The sequence below is a fragment of the Micromonospora sp. NPDC052213 genome, from assembly GCF_040679695.1.
Classification (GTDB): Bacteria; Actinomycetota; Actinomycetes; order Mycobacteriales; family Micromonosporaceae; genus Micromonospora.
Map to the genome: position 1 here is coordinate 38,677 of NZ_JBFAVI010000014.1, position 17,493 is coordinate 56,169.

General features: G+C 75.0%; 13 protein-coding genes. 5 read left to right on the plus strand and 8 right to left on the minus strand.

What is annotated here, in order from left to right:
• Positions 1-104: 104 nt before the first annotated feature.
• From AB0L34_RS06110 to AB0L34_RS06120, 3 genes are all read left to right on the plus strand, one after another.
• A complete protein-coding gene (locus AB0L34_RS06110) occupies positions 105-1,301 on the plus strand; it encodes a thiolase family protein (protein WP_350711030.1) in 1,197 nt (398 codons plus the stop codon).
• Positions 1,298-3,397 (plus strand): 3-hydroxyacyl-CoA dehydrogenase NAD-binding domain-containing protein, encoded by a 2,100-nt coding sequence (locus tag AB0L34_RS06115; RefSeq protein ID WP_363702330.1) that lies wholly within the window; start codon positions 1,298-1,300, stop codon positions 3,395-3,397. The genes AB0L34_RS06110 and AB0L34_RS06115 overlap by 4 nt, the downstream gene beginning before the upstream one ends.
• 162 nt (positions 3,398-3,559) lie before the next feature.
• Positions 3,560-4,531, plus strand: coding sequence for a hypothetical protein (locus AB0L34_RS06120; protein ID WP_363702332.1), 972 nt, complete (start codon positions 3,560-3,562; stop codon positions 4,529-4,531).
• A gap of 50 nt (positions 4,532-4,581) precedes the next feature.
• On the opposite strand, the gene AB0L34_RS06125 is transcribed toward AB0L34_RS06120, so the two are convergent.
• The 4 genes from AB0L34_RS06125 to AB0L34_RS06140 all read right to left on the minus strand — a co-directional run bounded on the left by AB0L34_RS06125 (position 4,582) and on the right by AB0L34_RS06140 (position 7,508).
• The gene (locus AB0L34_RS06125; protein ID WP_363702334.1) at positions 4,582-4,968 is read right to left on the minus strand and encodes a VOC family protein; all 387 of its coding nucleotides are present in this window, start codon (positions 4,966-4,968) and stop codon (positions 4,582-4,584) included.
• A complete protein-coding gene (locus AB0L34_RS06130; RefSeq protein ID WP_363702336.1) occupies positions 4,965-5,375 on the minus strand; it encodes a VOC family protein in 411 nt (136 codons plus the stop codon). Before AB0L34_RS06130 ends, AB0L34_RS06125 begins: the two co-directional genes overlap by 4 nt.
• Before the next feature lie 167 nt (positions 5,376-5,542).
• A complete protein-coding gene (locus AB0L34_RS06135; RefSeq protein ID WP_350711021.1) occupies positions 5,543-6,724 on the minus strand; it encodes a HAMP domain-containing sensor histidine kinase in 1,182 nt (393 codons plus the stop codon).
• Positions 6,725-6,839: 115 nt separating this feature from the next.
• Complete coding sequence (locus AB0L34_RS06140) at positions 6,840-7,508, minus strand: response regulator transcription factor (protein ID WP_357696546.1); 669 nt, start codon at positions 7,506-7,508, stop codon at positions 6,840-6,842.
• A gap of 149 nt (positions 7,509-7,657) precedes the next feature.
• On the opposite strand from AB0L34_RS06140, the gene AB0L34_RS06145 reads away from it, so the two are divergent.
• Positions 7,658-8,953 carry a peptidase C39 family protein gene (locus AB0L34_RS06145; protein ID WP_363702338.1) on the plus strand — a complete coding sequence of 432 codons (1,296 nt, stop codon included), beginning with the start codon at positions 7,658-7,660 and terminating at the stop codon, positions 8,951-8,953.
• A gap of 70 nt (positions 8,954-9,023) precedes the next feature.
• Here AB0L34_RS06145 and AB0L34_RS06150 read toward each other — a convergent pair whose 3' ends face one another.
• Both AB0L34_RS06150 and AB0L34_RS06155 read right to left on the minus strand, forming a co-directional pair.
• Positions 9,024-10,301, minus strand: coding sequence for a PQQ-binding-like beta-propeller repeat protein (locus tag AB0L34_RS06150; RefSeq protein WP_363702340.1), 1,278 nt, complete (start codon positions 10,299-10,301; stop codon positions 9,024-9,026).
• A gap of 19 nt (positions 10,302-10,320) precedes the next feature.
• Complete coding sequence (locus tag AB0L34_RS06155; protein WP_363702341.1) at positions 10,321-11,340, minus strand: PQQ-binding-like beta-propeller repeat protein; 1,020 nt, start codon at positions 11,338-11,340, stop codon at positions 10,321-10,323.
• A gap of 375 nt (positions 11,341-11,715) precedes the next feature.
• Between AB0L34_RS06155 and AB0L34_RS06160 the strand changes: the two genes are divergently transcribed.
• Positions 11,716-13,557, plus strand: a complete 1,842-nt coding sequence (locus AB0L34_RS06160) for a hypothetical protein (RefSeq protein ID WP_363702357.1) — start codon at positions 11,716-11,718, stop codon at positions 13,555-13,557.
• Between the two features lie 4 nt (positions 13,558-13,561).
• Here the strand turns inward: AB0L34_RS06160 and AB0L34_RS06165 are convergent, their stop codons facing one another.
• Together AB0L34_RS06165 and AB0L34_RS06170 are read right to left on the minus strand one after the other, a co-directional pair.
• Entirely contained in the window at positions 13,562-15,352 is a 1,791-nt protein-coding gene (locus tag AB0L34_RS06165; RefSeq protein WP_363702342.1) for a hypothetical protein, read from the minus strand.
• Positions 15,352-17,151, minus strand: a complete 1,800-nt coding sequence (locus tag AB0L34_RS06170; protein WP_363702359.1) for a hypothetical protein — start codon at positions 17,149-17,151, stop codon at positions 15,352-15,354. Before AB0L34_RS06170 ends, AB0L34_RS06165 begins: the two co-directional genes overlap by 1 nt.
• Positions 17,152-17,493: the final 342 nt, after the last annotated feature.

Sequence of the window (17,493 nt, forward strand, 5' to 3'; positions counted from 1 at the left end):
GCGAGTAGCATCCGGGGGAACACGCCCGTGCCGGCGACCTTCATTCGGTCCGTCGTGCCGCCTGTCGGCGCGAAGGCCGAATCATGGTCGAAAAGGAGGCTCCAGTGCCCCGTGAAGTCCGGGATGTCGTCTTCGTCGACGGCGTCCGCACCCCCTTCGGCAAGGCGGGTGGCATGTACGCCAACACCCGCGCCGACGACCTAGTGATCCGCTGCATCCGCGAACTGCTGCGCCGCAACCCGCAGCTGCCGCCGGAGCGGGTCGAGGAGGTCGCCATCGCCGCCACCACCCAGATCGGCGACCAGGGCCTGACCATCGGCCGGACGGCCGCCCTGCTGGCCGGCCTGCCCAAGACCGTCCCCGGTTTCGCGATCGACCGGATGTGTGCCGGCGCGATGACCGCGGTGACCACCGTCGCCAGCGGCATCGCCATGGGCGCGTACGACGTCGCCATCGCCGGGGGCGTCGAGCACATGGGCCGCCACCCGATGGGCGAGGGCGTCGACCCCAACCCGCGGATCGTCGCCGAGAAGCTGGTCGACCCGTCCGCGCTGGTCATGGGTGCGACCGCCGAGAACCTGCACGACCGCGTCCCGCACGTCACCAAGGAGCGCACCGACGCCTTCGCGCTCGCCTCGCAGCAGAAGACCGCGAAGGCGTACGCCAACGGCAAGCTCCAGGACGACCTGGTGCCGATGGCGATCCGCGACGCCGACGGCGGCTGGGGCCTGGCCACGGTGGACGAGGCGCCCCGGGACACCTCGCTGGAGAAACTCGCCACCCTGAAGACCCCGTTCCGCCCGCACGGCAAGGTCACCGCGGGCAACGCGGCCGGCCTGAACGACGGCGCCACCGCCAGCCTGCTCGCCTCCGAGGACGTCGCCCGCGAACTGGGCCTGCCGGTCGCCATGCGGCTGGTCTCGTTCGGCTTCGTCGGCGTCGAGCCCGAGGTGATGGGCGTCGGCCCGATCCCGTCGACCGAGAAGGCGCTGCGCCTCGCCGGCCTGACCATCGACGACATCGGCCTGTTCGAGCTGAACGAGGCGTTCGCCGTGCAGGTGCTCGCCTTCCTCGACCACTTCGGCATCGCCGACGACGACCCCCGGGTCAACCCGTGGGGCGGCGCGATCGCCATCGGTCACCCGCTCGCCTCCTCGGGCGTGCGGCTGATGACGCAGCTCGCCCGGCAGTTCGCCGAGCACCCGGAGGTCCGCTACGGCCTCACCGCCATGTGCATCGGCATCGGCATGGGCGGCACCGTGATCTGGGAGAACCCGCACTGGGAGGGTGGAGACAAGTGAGCCTCGCCGCACCGAACGAGGTTGTCACCAAGGCGCTGCTGCGCTCGGTGAACGTACCGGGGCTGGACCGGCCGGCCGCCCTGATCACCCTGGACAACGGCTTCGACCACACCAAGCCGAACAGCTTCGGCCCGGGCGGCCTGACCAGCCTGGACGAGGCGATCACCGCCGCCGTGGCGGCGAACCCGGCGTTCATCGCGGTCACCGGCAAGCCGTACGTCTTCTGCGTGGGCGCGGACCTCACCAGCCTCCCGCAGCTCGCCGACCGCGAGCAGGCCCTGGAGATCGGCCGGCTCGGCCACCGGGTCTTCGCCCGGCTCCGGGACAGCGAGATCCCGACCTTCGCCTTCGTCAACGGCGCGGCGATGGGCGGCGGCCTGGAGCTGGCCCTGCACTGCCACTACCGGACGCTCTCCGGCGGCGCCGCGGCGCTGGCCCTGCCCGAGGTCTCCCTCGGCCTGGTCCCCGGCTGGGGCGGCACCCAGCTGCTGCCGAACCTGATCGGCATCCCGGCGGCGACCCAGGTGGTCATCCAGAACCCGCTGATGCAGAACAAGATGCTCAAGCCGAAGCAGGCCGCCGAGATGGGCATCGCGGACGTGCTGCTGGAGCCGGCGGACTTCCTGGAGCGGTCCCTGGAGTGGGCCGCCGGCGTGGTCCGCGGCGAGGTCACCGTGACCCGTCCCGAGGTCGACAAGGACATGTGGGCGGGCGTGCTCTACTTCGCCCGGTCGACGCTGGACCAGCGGCTGCACGGCGCGGTCCCGGCCGCGTACAAGGCGCTGGACCTGCTGGAGACGGCGAAGGACGCCGACTTCGCGACCGGCACCGCCGCCGAGGACGAGGCCCTGGCGGACCTGGTCTTCTCGGAGGAGCTGCGCAGCGGCCTGTACGCCTTCGACCTGGTGCAGCGGCGGGCCAAGCGGCCGGCCGGCGCGCCGGACAAGGGCCTGGCCCGCCCGGTCACCAAGGTGGGCATCGTCGGCGCCGGCCTGATGGCCAGCCAGCTCGCCCTGCTCTTCGCCCGCCGCCTCCAGGTGCCGGTCGTGCTGACCGACCTGGACCAGGCCCGGGTCGACAAGGGCGTCGGCTACGTGCACACCCAGATCGAGAAGGCCGTCAGCAAGGGCCGGATGGACAAGGGCACCGCCGCCAAGCTGTACGGCCTGATCAGCGGCTCGCCGAAGGCAGAGGCTTTCGCCGCGTCGACGCCGGGCCAGCTCACTTCGTTCGCTGACTGTGACTTCGTCATCGAGGCGGTCTTCGAGGACCTGAACGTCAAGAAGCAGGTCTGGGCCGAGCTGGAGAAGATCGTCAAGCCGGAGGCCGTGCTGGCGACGAACACCTCGTCGCTGTCGGTCACCGCGATGGCGGCCGAGCTGGAGCACCCGGAGCGGGTGGTCGGCTTCCACTTCTTCAACCCGGTCGCCATGATGCCGCTGCTGGAGATCGTCCGGGGCGAGCGGACGGACGACGCCACCCTCGCCACCGCCTTCGCGGTCGGCAAGCAGCTCAAGAAGTCCTCGGTGCTGGTGAAGGACGCGCCGGCGTTCGTGGTCAACCGGCTGCTCACCCGCTTCCTGGGCACCGTCTTCGCGGCCGTCGACGCCGGCACCCCGCTGGACGTGGCGAACAGCGCGCTGGACCCGCTGGGCCTGCCGATGCGCCCGCTCGCCCTGCTCCAGCTCGTCGGGCCGGCCGTCGCGTACCACGTGGGCGGCACCCTGCACGCCGCGTTCCCGGACCGGTTCGGGGTCAGCGAGAACCTCAAGCGGATCGCCGACTCCGGTCAGCCGATCGTCGTCGACGACCAGGTCAACGACGAGGTGGCGAAGCTGCTGGTGGTCGGCGACCAGCCGCTCACCGCCGAGCAGGTGCGCCAGAACGCGCTCGACGCGCTGGCCCAGGAGATCCGGCTCATGCTCGACGAGGGCGTCGTCGCCGAGGCGCAGGACATCGACCTGTGCATGATCCTCGGCGCCGGCTGGCCGTTCCACCTGGGCGGCGTCACGCCGTACCTGGACCGGACCGGCACCTCGGAGCAGGTGACGGGCCAGCGGTTCCTGCCGCGCGGAGTCGCCAGCCTGCCCGCCTGAGTCCACCCCGCTCCCCCGCGTTCGCGGTGGTTGCCCCGTCCAGCTTGGATGGTGGCGGCCACCGCGATCGTCGTTACGGCCCGCCCGGTCGGGAAGGGGATGGCGGGACGCAGTTGTGGCTGGCTACGATCACGCGTTCGCAACGTCGCCTGGAGCTGATCCATGTCCTCACCGCCGGTCGATCCCTGGTCCGGGCAGCATGAGCACGACACCCACTACGACTTCCACCCGCCGCAGCCGGACAGCTATCCCGTGCCGCCGGCGGAGGGCTGGCCGCCGGCGGGCGGGCAGCCGCCGTACCACGGCGGCTGGTCCGCCGCGCCGGCCTCCGGCTCCCCCGCGGCCCCGTACCCCACCCAGCCGTACGGCGGATATCCCGTCACGCCGCAGGAGGGCTTCCCACCCGCCCCGCACGCCGGCTACCCGCCGCAGTACGTCGGCGCGCCCCAGCCGGGTGGCGGGCCCGCACGGTCGCATGTCAACCTGGTCCTGACCCTGGGCATCGTCGGGCTGCTGGTGCTCTGCCTCGGCGGGGGCGCCGTGGGCTACGTCGCCCTCTCCGACAACGACACCCCGGTCGTGAACCCGACGCCGACGGCGACCCCGGCGTCGAGCGCCACGCCGAGCGCCGCGCCGTCGTCGGAGGCCGCCCCGTCCCCGGAGACCAGTTCCACCCCCCGGATCCGGGTCGTCACGCCGGAGACCCTCGCGGGCCGCCCGCAGAGCACCGAGCCGACGCTGAAGAAGCTGGCCGACGACATGGTGCGGGAACTGAAGACCTCGGTGCCCCAGGCGACGGGCGTGGCCGGCGCCTTCTACGGCAGCGCCGACGAGCGCGACATGGTCATGGTGGTCGCCGCCTCCACCTTCGTTCTCAACCCCGAGCGGGAACTCGACGACGCGGTCAAGGGGATCTCCAAGGAGCTGGAGGTCAAGAGGCTGACCAGCATCGCCCCGGGCCCGAACGGCGGCGAGGCCAGGTGCGGCGACGGCGAGTCCGCCGGCGTGCCGCTGGGCGTCTGCGCGTGGGCCGACCACGGCAGCGTCGGGATCATCGTGATGTTCTTCTCGTCCTCGGCCGCCGCGGCGGCGGAGTTCGTCGAGATCCGCGGCCAGATCGAGCAGAAGTACTGACCGCCGGGCACGGAGGGGCCCGTCACCACCGGTGACGGGCCCCTGCCGCGTCAGCCCGCCGTGGCCGCCCGCTCGGCGGCGCTGCGCAGCACGCAGAACTCGTTGCCCTCCGGGTCGGCGAGCACCACCCAGCCCGAACCGTCGGGGCGGCGGCAGTCGGCGACCTGGGTGGCGCCGATGCTCAGCAGCCGCGCCACCTCCTCGTCCCGGGTCCGGTCCGCGGGCTCCAGGTCGAGGTGCAGGCGGTTCTTCACCGCCTTGCCCTCGGGCACGGCCAGGAAGAGCACCTCCGGGCCACCCGGGGGCAGCAGCATGGCCTCCGGGTCACCGGGGAAGTCGTCCGGCTGCCGGGGGCAGTCGAAGACCTGCGCCCAGAAGCCGGCCAGGGCGTACGTGTCGCGGCAGTCGATGCCGATGTTGTGGATGGTCGCGCTCACTGGTGTTCCTCCTCTGTCGACGCACCCGCCCGCTCCGCCGCGCCGCGCAGGACGCAGAACTCGTTGCCCTCCGGGTCGGCGAGCACCACCCAGCCCGTACCGTCGGCGCGTCGCTGGTCGTCCACCAGGACCGCGCCGAGCCCGAGCACCCGCTCGACCTCCTGGTCGCGGGTCCGACCGGCCGGTTGCAGGCAGACGTGCACCCGGTTCTTGACCGTCTTGGCCTCGGGCACCTGCTGGAAGAACACGCTCGGGGTGGTGTCGCCGTCCGGCGGCAGCAGGACCGCCTCCGGGTCGCCCGGTGCGTCGTCGGCGTGCCGGGCGTAGCCGAGCACCGCCGACCAGAAGCCGGACAGGGCGTAGGTGTCGTGACAATCGAAACTGATGTTGTGGATCCGTGGATACACGGGTTCCTCCGCTGGGGATGGAGGCGCCCCGGATGCGTGAGGGTCAGCCGGCGAGACGGGGCGCGGAGATCATGACGGTGAACATTCGACGCACCCCCCTCCGGATGTCGGGCTGACACCATGATCCTTTCATCGAGCCGGCCCGCCCCGCAACCCCCGGCGCCGCGTCACCGCCCGGCGGCCGGTTCCTCGGCGGTCACCGCCGGGGCGGCCTCCGCCGCCGGCAGGGTCACCGTGACCTCCAGCCCGCCGCCGGGCTGGGCGATCACCCGGACCGTGCCGCCGTGCGCGTCGCAGACCGCCCGGACGATGGAGAGCCCGAGGCCCGAGCCGCGCGCGCCGGTGCGCTCCCGGCCGCCGCGCCGGAACGGCTCGAACAGGCCCGGCACGTCGGCCTGGTCCACCTCGAAGCCGGTGTTGCCCACCACCAGCCAGGACCGGCACCCGTCCGAGCCCGTACGCACCCAGAGCCGGCCGTGCAGGTGGTTGTAACGCACCGCGTTCTCGATCAGGTTGCCGGCCAGCCGGTCCAGCAGCCCGGGGTCGCCGACCACCGGCGCGGACTCCAGCGACGTCTGCACCCGCAGCCCGATCCGCTCCACCTCCCGGCGTACGGCCGACAGGGCGTTGGCGGTCCCGGCGGCGAGGTCGCACTCGGTGCGGCGGCCGAGCCGACGGCCCGCCTGCGCCTCGCTGCGGGCCAGCACCAGCAGGGCGTCGACCAGCCCGTTGGCCCGCTCGGAGGCGTCCCGCACGACGGTGGCCATCCGGCGGTACTCGGCGGCGTCCGCCTCGTCGTCGCTGAGCGTCACGTCGATCTCGGTACGCATCACGGCGAGGGGGGTGCGCAGCTCGTGCGAGGCGTTGGCGACGAAGCGCTTCTGCGCCTCGAACGCGGCGGCGATCCGGTCCAGCATCGCGTCGAACGTCTTCGCCAGCTCGGCCACCTCGTCGTCGGCGCCGGAGTAGCCGATCCGCTGGTCCAGGGTGGTCTCGCCGAGCCGCCGGGCGGTGGCGGTGACCTGGTGCAGCGGGCGCAGCGCCCGCCCGGCCACCGCGTACGCCCCGGCCACCCCGACGACGCTGATCGCCAGCAGCGCCACCAGGCCCTTGACCAGCAGCTCCGTGCTGGCGGCGTCGACCAGTTGCCGCTGCCACTGCGCGGCGTCCAGCGACCGGCCGTCGGCCAGCACCACGGTCGTGCCGGGGAGCAGCTCGTCGGTCGGGCGCAGCGCGTCGCGGACCAGCAGCCAGGCCAGCAGCACCAGAATCGCCCCGGCGCCGACCAGCAGCACGCCGTTGAGCAGGGTCAGCCGCAGCCGCAGGGTGGGCCGCAGGCGCCTCCGCACGGCCGGGTCCCTCGGTTTGGACCGCCGGGCTCGCAGAACCGGCTCACTCCTCGCGCTCACCGTGCCACCTTCGTTCGCGACTGCGGGGCTCGCAGAACCGGCTCACTCCTCGCGCTCACCGTGCCCCCTCCGCCGTGCGGTAGCCGGCCCCGACCACCGTCTCGATCAGCGGAGGGTCGCCCAGCTTCTTGCGCAGCGTCATCACGGTGACCCGGACGATGGTGGTGAACGGGTCGGTGTTCGCGTCCCAGACCCGCTCCAGCAGTTCCTCGCTGGAGACCACCGCGCCGCGCGCCTTGAGCAGCTCGCAGAGCACGCCGAACTCCTTGTTGGTCAGGTCGACCGGCTGCCCGCCCCGGGTGGCGACCCGGCGGGCCGGGTCGAGCACCAGATCGGCGAGTTCCAGCACCGGCGGCGCGGCCGGGGTGGCCCGCCGGCCGAGCGCCTGCACCCGGGCGACCAGTTCGTCGAAGGCGAACGGCTTGGGCAGGTAGTCGTCGGCGCCGAGCTGCAACCCCTCGACGCGGTCGGCGACGGTGCCGCTGGCGGTCAGCATCAACACGCGGGTGAGCGCGCCGGAGGCCGCCAGGTCCGCGCAGATCTGGTCGCCGTGCACGCCGGGCAGGTCCCGGTCCAGCACCACCACGTCGTAGCGGGTGACGAACGCCATCTCGTGGCCGCTGTCACCGTCGTAGGCGACGTCCACCGCCATGCCCCGCTTGCGCAGCCCCCGCACGATCGCGTCGGCGAGGTTGCGCTCGTCCTCGACCACCAGTACCCGCATCCCGGCCTCCTCGCGCCCTGACCACCCGACAACCTAGTGCGGGCCGCCAACCCGGGCCGCACCCGCCGTCCGGACCGGCCACCGTTGCAGAAAACCTTCGTCGTACGCGATGCTTCCGGCATCAACCTTCGCGACGGACGGGGAGACGCATGACCGACGCGGCGCCGACGGCCGGGCGGGACGTCGCCTACCGGGGCTTCCGTCTGCCGGACGACGCGGACCGGGGCGTCCTGGCCGGGCTGCGCGCCGTCCCCGGAGGGCTCGAACTGGCCGACCCGGTCGACCGGCTCGACCACACCGACGCCGACGGCCGCACCCGCCGGTACGTCGCGGGCAGTTGGACCTCGCCGCCGGTGCCGGCCGGCTTCGCCGTCCGCGACGTGGTGCCCTCGTGGACCGGGCAGACCCCGGGCGGCTGCTGGCTGCGGGTGGAGCTGCGGGGCTGGCACGACGACGCCCCGGCCACCGGCTGGTACGTCCTCGCCGACTGGGCCGCCGACGACGAGACGTTCCGCCGCACCTCCGTCCCCGGGCAGCGCGACGCCGACGCCCGGGTGGACACGGACACCCTGCTGGTCACGGGCGCGACGGTCACCGGCTGGCAGGCCCGGGTGACCCTGCTCCGGCCGGCGGACGGCGAGACCGGCGGCACGCCGGTGCTGCGCACGGTCGGGGCCGTCGCCTCCGCACCGCGCGCGGAGGCCGCGGCGACCCGGCCGGCGGCCGGGGGCCCACCGTCCGTGGCGGCCCCGTCCGGCGCGGACGCCCGGCCCGCCGGAGTCGCCCCGGCCCCGGCCGCCGCACCCGGTGCCGCCCGGACGACGCCGGCCGCCTGGGGCACCGTGCTCGACGTGCCGCGCTACTCGCAGCGGCTGCACGCCGGGGCGCACCCGCAGTGGGGCGGCGGCGGGGACTCCTGGTGCAGCCCCACCTGCACGTCGATGGTGCTCGCCTTCTGGGACGCCGCCCCCGCCCCGGACCGGTACGCCTGGGTGACCCCGGCCGGCCCCCGCCCGGTGGTGGTGCACGCCGCCCGGCACTGCTACGACCACGCCTACGCCGGGGCCGGCAACTGGCCGTTCAACACCGCGTACGCCGGGCTGCACGGGGTGGACGCCTTCGTCACCCGGCTGCGCTCGCTGGCCGAGGCGGAGGCGTTCGTGGCGGCCGGCATCCCGCTGATCGTCTCCGCCGCGTTCACCGCCGGCCAGGTGCCCGGCCTGGACTACGACACCGCCGGGCACCTGTTGGTGCTGGTGGGCTTCACGGACACCGGCGCGCCGGTGCTCAACGACCCGTACGCCCCGGACGACGACGGGGTGCGCCGGACCGTCGACCGGGACCGGTTCGAGGCCGCCTGGCAGGCCGGCAGCGGCGGGGTGGCGTACGTGCTCCGGCCGCCCGGCGTGCCGCTGCCCCCGGCGCCGGACCAGCCCAACTGGTGACCCGGCACCCGAAGCAGCCCGACGGGTGACCCGGCGGCGTGGGCCGGACGACCATCCGGCGCGCCCGGGCTCAGCCCTCGAACCGCCAGACGCCGTACTCGCCGGTGCGCAGCCGGCACAGCACGGCCTCCGTGCCGCCCCGGCAGTCCCCGGAGGCGTCCCTGAGCAGGTCGACCACCCGGGACCGGCCGGCCACGACGTCCAGCTCGCCGACCACCAGTCCGCCGCCGGACGCGGCCGGCCGCACGGCGAGGAGCCGGTCGCCGTCCTGCCACGGCATCAGCTGCCACGTGCCCAGGTCGGCGACCTGCCGACCGGTCGCCGCGTCGAGCACGCTGAACCGCTCCCCGGTCGACCCCGGCGCGAGCGCCAGGAGCCGCCCGTCCCGCCCGGACAGCACCCCCAGCCAACCCTCCGCGGTCCAGCGGAGCGCGCCGGTGGCCGGGTCGAGCGCACGGAACCCCCCGGTCTGCCCGGCGGCGCAGAGCAACTCGCCGCAGTCGATGACGTGCTCGACCAGCGGCACGCGCGCCGCCCACCGCGGTCGCAGCCCGTCCAGCCCGTACGCGGTCACCACGCCGGCCCGAGCGACCAGCAACAGGTCGTCGATGACCGTCGGCTGACCGAACGAGGGCTGCCCGTCGAGGCGCAGGTCCGCCGCGTGCAGCAGGTCGCCCGAGCGGGGGTCGCGCACCTCCGCCCGCCCGTCGGCCGTGACCAGCACGAACCGCTCGACCAGCCCGTCGCGGACGCCGAAGCGCACCCCCTCGGGCGGCGTCGGCACCGACCAGTGCGCCCGCCCGGAGGCCGGGTCCACGGACCGCAGGGCGGCGGCGTCCTGCATCAGCAGCGTCCCGGCGACGTCCGCCCAGTGGTAGCCGGCCTGCCGCCAGCGCTCCCGGCCGCTGGCGGGGTCGAGGGCGATCGTCTGGCCGAGGCTCTGGTCCCCGGTGACCGAGAACAGCACCACCCCGGGCCCGGTCTGCACCTGCCAGAACCGGCCCGGCGCGAGGAGGCGGGCGCGCCACAGGGGAGCCGGCGCCCGCCCGTCGGCGGGGGTCCGGGCGGGCAGGGCGTAGGCGCGCACCTCGACGGTCCCCCCGGGCTCCCCCTCGGCCGGTTCGACCACGTAGAACCGGTCGCCGTCGAGGAACGCCTCGGACCCGACGCGGGCCGGCACGACGACCGAGACCCGCTCCGGTGCCGGCGCGGCGCCCGCCAGGGTGGCCACGAGCAACGCGAGCACCAGCGCGATCCGCAGCGGCCGCCCGACGGCGCGGGGCGGGCGGGGCAGCGGCGCCTCGCCGTCCGGCTCGTCGCGTAGCTCGCCGAGGTCGATCAGGGTCATGCCCGCCCCTCCCCGCCGGTCATCCGGGCAGCTCCCAGACCCCGTACGCGCCGCCCTCCCGGCGGCAGACGACGAGCGACCCGTACGCGCCGCACGCCCCGACCACACCGTGCAGGGCCGCCAGCACCCGGATGCCGTCCCCCCGCTCGTCGAGCCGGCCGACCAGGACCCGCCCGTCCCGCTGCCGACGGTGCAGGACTGCGCGGTCCTCCCACGGCGCCAGGTCGCCCAACTGCCAGCGGCCCAGCTCCCGCACCGGGCGACCGGTCGCCGCGTCGAGCAGCACGTGTTCCGCCGCACCGCCGCGCGGATAGCCAGCCGCCAGCAGCCGATCGCCCACGGGAGTCAGCAGCGGCCAGTCGTCGGCGCGCCAGCGGGCGCTGCCGGTGGCGGGGTCGAGCAGCCGCAAGCCGCGCCCGCCGTCCCCGACGCAGATGACGACGCCGCACCCGAAGGCGTACGGCCGGGCGGACGGGCCGCGCGGCGCGCTCCACCGCCGGCGCAGGGCGGCCGTGTCGTAGGCGGAGAGCACACCGGCCCCTTCGGACACCAGGACCAGGTCGTCGGTGACCCCGAGCACCTGGGGCGGCCCGGCCGCGGCGGGCAGGGCCGCCGCGTGCAGGACGTCGCCCGAGTCCGGGTCGCGCAGCTCCAGCCGCCCGCCGTCGAGCACCGTCAACAGCGTCACCCGGCCGTCCCCGGTTGACCAGTGCAGGGCCCCCGGGGGCAGCCGCAGCGTCCGGCGGACCGTACCGGTGGCGGCGTCGACCGACCGCAGCACCGACGCCCCCGGCCCGGCGCCGGCGGTCCCCCACACGAGCAGGTTTCCGGCCGGCGTGGCGCCGTCCAACTGCCCGTCGACGCGCCAGCGCACCGCGCCGTCGGCGGCGGCGAGCCCGACGACCTGCGGCCCCGCCGGCTCCTCCGGCATGCCGAGCGCCACCACGTCGCCGACGCGCACGACGGGGAAGGGACTCACCGGCCCGGTCAGCGGCAGCTGCCACAGTGGACGGCCCGAGGGCAGCCGATGGGCGGCCACCCGCCGGGCCGGGGCCGGGCGCCACGCCGGGCCCGGTGCGGTCCACCACCAGCAGCAGGTCGCCCGCGACGACGACGTCGGCGTCCGGGCGGGCCGGGATGACGGCGCCGGGCGGTGGCGCGGCCCGGGGCGCGGCGGCGGTCAGCACGGCCAGGCAGAGCAGGGCGACCAGGGCGGGAGCCCAGCGGCGGACCGCCCGGCCCGGCCCGGGGTCGACCGGCGGCGGGACGTCCCGCCGCTCACCGAGGTCGATGACCGTCACGTGCTGTCCTCCCCGTCACACTCCCGCATGGACCGGCAAACCGGCCGGGGAGGCACCGGCCCGGCAAAAGCGACGCATCCGCGCCTGTACGATGGCGCGTCGTGGCTGTGCCGGTGATAGACCCCTCGCTGAACTCCGTCTCCGCGCCCGTCGCGGCCGAGCCGTCGCGGCGGCCCCGGCGGAGGCCGGCCCGCGCCGACGTACTGGCCATCGGAGCCTATGTCCTGCTCGGCGTTCTCGTGTGCCTGAACTACTGGGTGGACGTGCAGAACCGGGTGTCGTCGCACCTGCCCACCGACCACAGTTGGTTCGAGTGGCTCTTCTCGCACGGCGCGTACTCGGTGCGGCACCTGGAGAACCCGCTGTTCACCGACCGCCAGAACGCCCCGGACGGGGTGAACATGATGGCGAACACCTCGCTGCTCGGGGTGACGCTGCCGCTGGCGCCGCTGACCATGCTCCTCGGCCCGCAGGTCATGTACGCGCTCTACCTGGGCGCCGCGCTGGCCGCGACGGCCGGCACGTCGTACTGGGTGCTGTCGCGGCACCTGGTGCGCTCCCGGGCGGCGGCCTTCGTCGGCGGCGCGTTCCTCGGCTTCGCGCCCGGCATCGTGCACCACGCCAACGGCCAGCCCAACTTCGTCTCGAACTTCCTGCTGCCGCTGATCGTGCTGCGGGTGTTCCGGCTGGGCGAGCCCGGCCGGTGGCGGCGCAACGGCGTCGTGCTCGGGCTGCTGGTGGCGTACCAGATCTTCATCAACGAGGAGATGCTGCTGCTGACCGCGCTGGCCTGCCTGGTCGCCGTGGTCGCGTACGCCGTGATGCGGCCGGCGCGGACGCGGGCGGTGGCCGGCACCTTCGCCGCCGCGCTCGGCGTGGGCGGCGGGTTGGCCCTGCTGCTGACGGCCTACCCGATCTGGTTCCAGTTCAACGGCCCGCAGTCCTACCGGGGCCTGCAGGGCGGGGTGTTCCACAACTGGGGCGAGGACCTGGCGGCCTTCGTCACGTTCGCCCGGGACACCGTCGCCGGGGACGAGGCGGTGGAGAAGACCATCGGGCTGACCGAGCAGAACACCTGGTTCGGCTGGCCGCTGGTGCTGCTGTCGCTGGTGGCGCTGGTGCTGCTGGTCCGCCGCTCGCTCGCGGCCCGGATCGTGGCGGTGCTGGTGGTGGTCTTCACCGTGGCCTCGATCGGCCCGAAGGTGCGCCTGAACGGGGTGGAGACCGAGACGGACGGCCCGTGGTCGTACATCCCCGACGACCTGCCGCTGGTCGAGATGATGATGCCGACCCGGCTGGCCCTGGTGGTGGGGGCGGCGGTCGGCGTGCTGCTCGCGCTGGCCTGGGACGCGGTGGCCCGCGACGGCCGCCCGCCGGTGCCGGCCCCCCGCGTCGGCGACGACACCACCGGTGGCGTCAGGCCGCGCCGCCGGTGGCGCCGGCCGGTCGGGTACGCGGCCGTCGCGCTCGCCGTGCTGCCGCTCGTCCCCCGCCCGCTGCCGGCGCAGCCCGTCGAGCCCCCGCCGCACTTCATCACCGCCGGCGGTTGGCGCCCGTACGTGCCGGCGGGCCGGACGCTGGTGCCGGTGCCGATCCCGAGCAACGTGCACGGCCTGCCCACGCTGCGCTGGAGCGCCCTGACGCGGCACGCGTTCCCCATCCCCGGCGGCTACTTCATCGGGCCGAACGAGCTGGGCGAGGGCGTCTTCGGCGCGCCGAACCGGCCGACCAGCACCCTGGTCTACACCACGATGGACTCCGGCGAGGTGCCCCCGCTCACCGACGAGAACCGCCGCCAGGCGGTCGAGGACCTGCGCTTCTGGAAGGCGTCCGTGGTCGTCCTCGGCGCGCACCCGCGCGAGGCGGTCCTCCGGGAGCTGATGACCGCGCTGATCGGCCCGCCGCAGCGCGTCGACGACGTCTGGCTGTGGGACGTGCGTCCCCTGGTCGGCTGACCCGTCACCCCACCAGCGGGCGCACGTCCCAGACGTAGGCGCCCGCGACCTCGCGGCCGGGGCCGAGGAGCGCCTCGACCGTACGCCGGACCGGGTCGCCGTGGTGCAGTCCACCCTGGACCACCACGGCGGCGCGCCAGTGGCGCAGGTCCTCCACCGCGCGCCGGCGGTCGGCGTCGGTGACCGCCGGCACCTCGCCGGTCTCCGCCGCCCGGCGCAGCAGCACGGCCGTGGGACGATCCGGCGCGCCCCAGCGGGCGGCCGGGTCGTCGGCGGCCCGGGGGCCGATGAAGTAGCCGCCCGGCGTCGGGAAGGCCAGCCCGGTGCGGGCCGACCAGAGCATCGCCGGGCTGACCCCGGCGCCGGTCACCGGCGGCACCGGCACCAGGGTCCGGCCCGGCGGCACGTACGCGCGCCAGCCGCCCTCGGCCACGAAGGCCGGCACCGGCCAGGCCGGCACGGTCCGGATCGGGGTGGGGAGCAGCGGCAGCAGCGCGGCGGCCACCGCCCCGCCCCAGAGCAGCCGCACCGGCACCCCGCCCGGCCGCGGTTCGGCCCCTGCGGCGGCGCGGAGACGGTCCAGGGAGAGTGCGAGCAGGATGCCCAGCACCGGGATGCAGACCAGCGGGAAGCGCGCCGGCACCGCGAGGTCGAGCAGCGGCAGCTCCGCGACCAGCCGGTACGGGCCGGGGATGCCGGTGGCCGTGCCGTCCAGGCGCACCTGCGCGCCGAGGGAGAGCAGCGCGAAGAGCACCCCGCAGACGGCCAGCGCGCGGACCGACGGCCGGCGCCACAGCCAGATCACGATCACCACGGCGAGCACCAGCAGCCCCGGCCCGAAGAAGGAGTTCTCCTCGGTCGGGTTCGGCGCGAGCAGGCCCGGCAGGTGGTCGTCGCCGAACACGGTCTGCCGGGCGGAGGCGGTGAACGACGCGGCGTCGAGCTGGTAGCCGTACGCGTGGAAGGGCATCCCCCGGTAGTGGCCCGGGCCGAAGAACTGGAACCACAGCGGGTACGCCAGCAGCGGCAGCGAGACCGTCACGCCGACCCCCAGCCGCACGAGCAGCGCGGGCGCCAGCCGGCGGGCCGCCGACCGGTCGGCCGCCGCGTACGCGAGCGCGAACGTCCCGGCCGCCAGCACCAGGAAGACCAGCACCTCCTCGCCGAGGAAGACCTGGTACGCCACCAGCAGCCCCAGCAGCGCCCCGTGCCGCACCGCCCGGCGCGGGTCGGGGTGGAACACCAGCGCCAGGATCGCCGGCACCAGGAACTGCGCGGCCATGTGCAGGTGCGCCCCGGCCTGCGCGACCATGCCCGGGGCGAAGCCGCAGAACAGGCCGCCGACGGCCGCGGCCACCCGGGAGTCGACCAGCCGGCGGCGCAGCAGGACGTACCAGGCGGTCGCGGTGCCGGCGAGGCAGCCGACCACCGCCACCAGGAACGCCGCCTGCGAGCCGAACAGCAGGGTGACCGGGGTCAGCGGCACGCCCAGGCCGAGCACCGACGTGTTGGCCATCAGGTTCACGCCGTCCGGCGCGTTCAGCGCCGAGCTGTACAGCGGGTTCTCCAGGCCCGTCACGGCCCGGGCCGCGCGGGCCAGCATCCACTCGAAGAGGATCTGGTCCCCCGCCTGGTGGAACAGCCGCCCCGGCCGCCCCCACTGGCCGACGGTCAGCAGCACCGCCAGGGCGAGGTAGCCGGCGACGACCAGCGCGTCGGCGGCGCGGGCCGGCAGCCGGCGCGGGCGCCGGGCCGGTGCCGCGTCGACGGTGCCGGTCGCCGCCGGGGCGGCCATCAGGCCGGCTGGTCGGTCAGCGCCCGGACGTCCCACACCCAGACGTCCAGCTCCCGGCGGCCGGGGCCGACCAGCTGCTCGACGGTGCGCCGCAGCGGCTCGGCGTGGTGCTGGTCGACCGGGAGCACCAGGATGGCCGCCCGCCAGTGCCGCAGCTCGTCGAGCGACCGGCGGCGCTGCCGGTCGTCCAGTTCGGGGGTACGGCCGGTCGACGCGACCTCCTCCAGCAACTGCCCCACCCCGCTGGGCCGGCCACCGAAGCGGCCGGGGTCGCCGGTGTTGCCGTTGCGCGGGGCCAGGAAGTAGCCGCCGGGGATCTTGAAGTCGAGGTTGGTGGACGCGGCCCAGCGCATTCCGTGGGTGTGGCCCATGTTCGGCACCGGGATCGGCACCAGGGTCTGGTCCGGCCCGACGTAGCCGCGCCACCGGTCGGCGGTGATGAAGTCCGGCACCGGCGGGCGCGAGGTGACCTTCAGCGGCATCGGCGCGATCGGCAGCAGCGCGAGGACGAGCCCGGCGACGGTGAGCGTACGCAGCGTCCGCGGCTCGACCGGCAGCGCCCGGGAGCGCTCGACGGCCAGCGCCAGCAGGATGCCGACCACCACGCCGGTGATGAGGCCGAACCGGGTCGGCACCACCGCGTCGAGCAGCGGCAGCCGGACCAGCCACTCCCACGGCCCGGTGACCAGCTCGCGGTCCCACCAGGACACCCGCTCGCCGAGCGAGAGCACGGCGAAGAAGACCCCGGTCACGGCGAGCGCCCGGACCAGCAGCTCCCGCCGCAGCCAGGCCACGATGCCGACGGCGATCAGGGAGAGGCTCCAGCCGAAGAAGGCGTTCTCCTCCGAGTAGTTCGGGGCGAGGTTGACGTTCGCGCGCTCGTTGCCGCCGAGCGTCGGCGAGCCGGGGGCGAAGAACGCGGCGATGTCGTTGCCGTAGTCGCGGACCGCGTCACTCAGCCCGTGGTACGCCATCGGCCCGGCGAACTGGATGTAGAGCGGGTACGCCAGCAGCGCCCCGGCGACGACGGTGCAGGTCGCCAGGGCCTTCGCCAGCGGCCGCCACGCCGCCGACCAGAGCGCCGGACGCTGGGCGAGCACGGCGAGCAGGAACACCCCGCAGGCCAACGCCGTGAAGAGCAGGATCTCCTCGTTGATGAACGCCTGGACGGTGACCAGCAGGGCGAGCGCCAGACCGTCGCGCCACGGCCGCCGGGACCGGGTGATGACCAGCACCCGCCAGACGATGAACGGCAGCAGGAACTGGGAGATGATGTTGGGGTGCCAGTTGGCGTGCGACAGCATCGCCGGCGAGAACCCGCAGAACCAGCCGCCGACCGCCGCCGCCAGCGGGCTGCGCACGACGTGCCGGGAGAGCACGAAGTACCAGGCCGAGGCGGTGCCGGCGAGGGCGAGGGTGACCAGCACCACGAACGTCACGGCCGGGCCGAAGAGCAGGGTCACCGGCACCATCGGGATGCCCAGCGCGAGGATGGCCGTGTTGGCCATCAGGTTGACCCCGTCGGGATAGTTGAACTGCTCGGTGAAGAACGGGAACTCGCCGTGCAGCACCACGCGTACCGAGTGGGCGAGGAAGAACTGCACCTGGGCCGGGTCGCTGCTGTAGAGCGAGGCCACCCGGCCGGCCGGGTCCACCCAGATCTGGCTGGTCACCCAGACCGCGGCGAGCAGGAACAGGCCGAAGACCACGAGGTCCTGCCGGCGTCGGGCCCAGCGCCGCGGCCGGGCGGGGGCCGCCCCGCCGTCCGCCGCCGGTGCCCCGGCCCCGCCGTCCGCCACCGGCGAGGTGCCGGCGACGGTCTTCGACGGCGTTCCGGCGACGGCGTCGACCTCGGCAGCGGCGCCCGACGGCCCGGTGGCCTCCGCCCGGGCCCGGGTGGCGGGGACGGGTGCGCCGCCGTTCGACGTACGGTCACCGGCGTCGCCGCCGTCGGGCCCGGCGGCGGGGTCGGACGCGGAGGCCGCGGCGGCGTCGGATTCCGGCGAGGATTCGGCGCGGGTCTCGGCAGGCGTCACAGTCGGCGGAGTCTACCCGAGCGGGACATTCGCCCTGAAACCACGTCAGCGTCCACTGTGGCGCGTGTCGGCCGGCCGTGCGACCTGCGGCCGGTCGGCGGACGA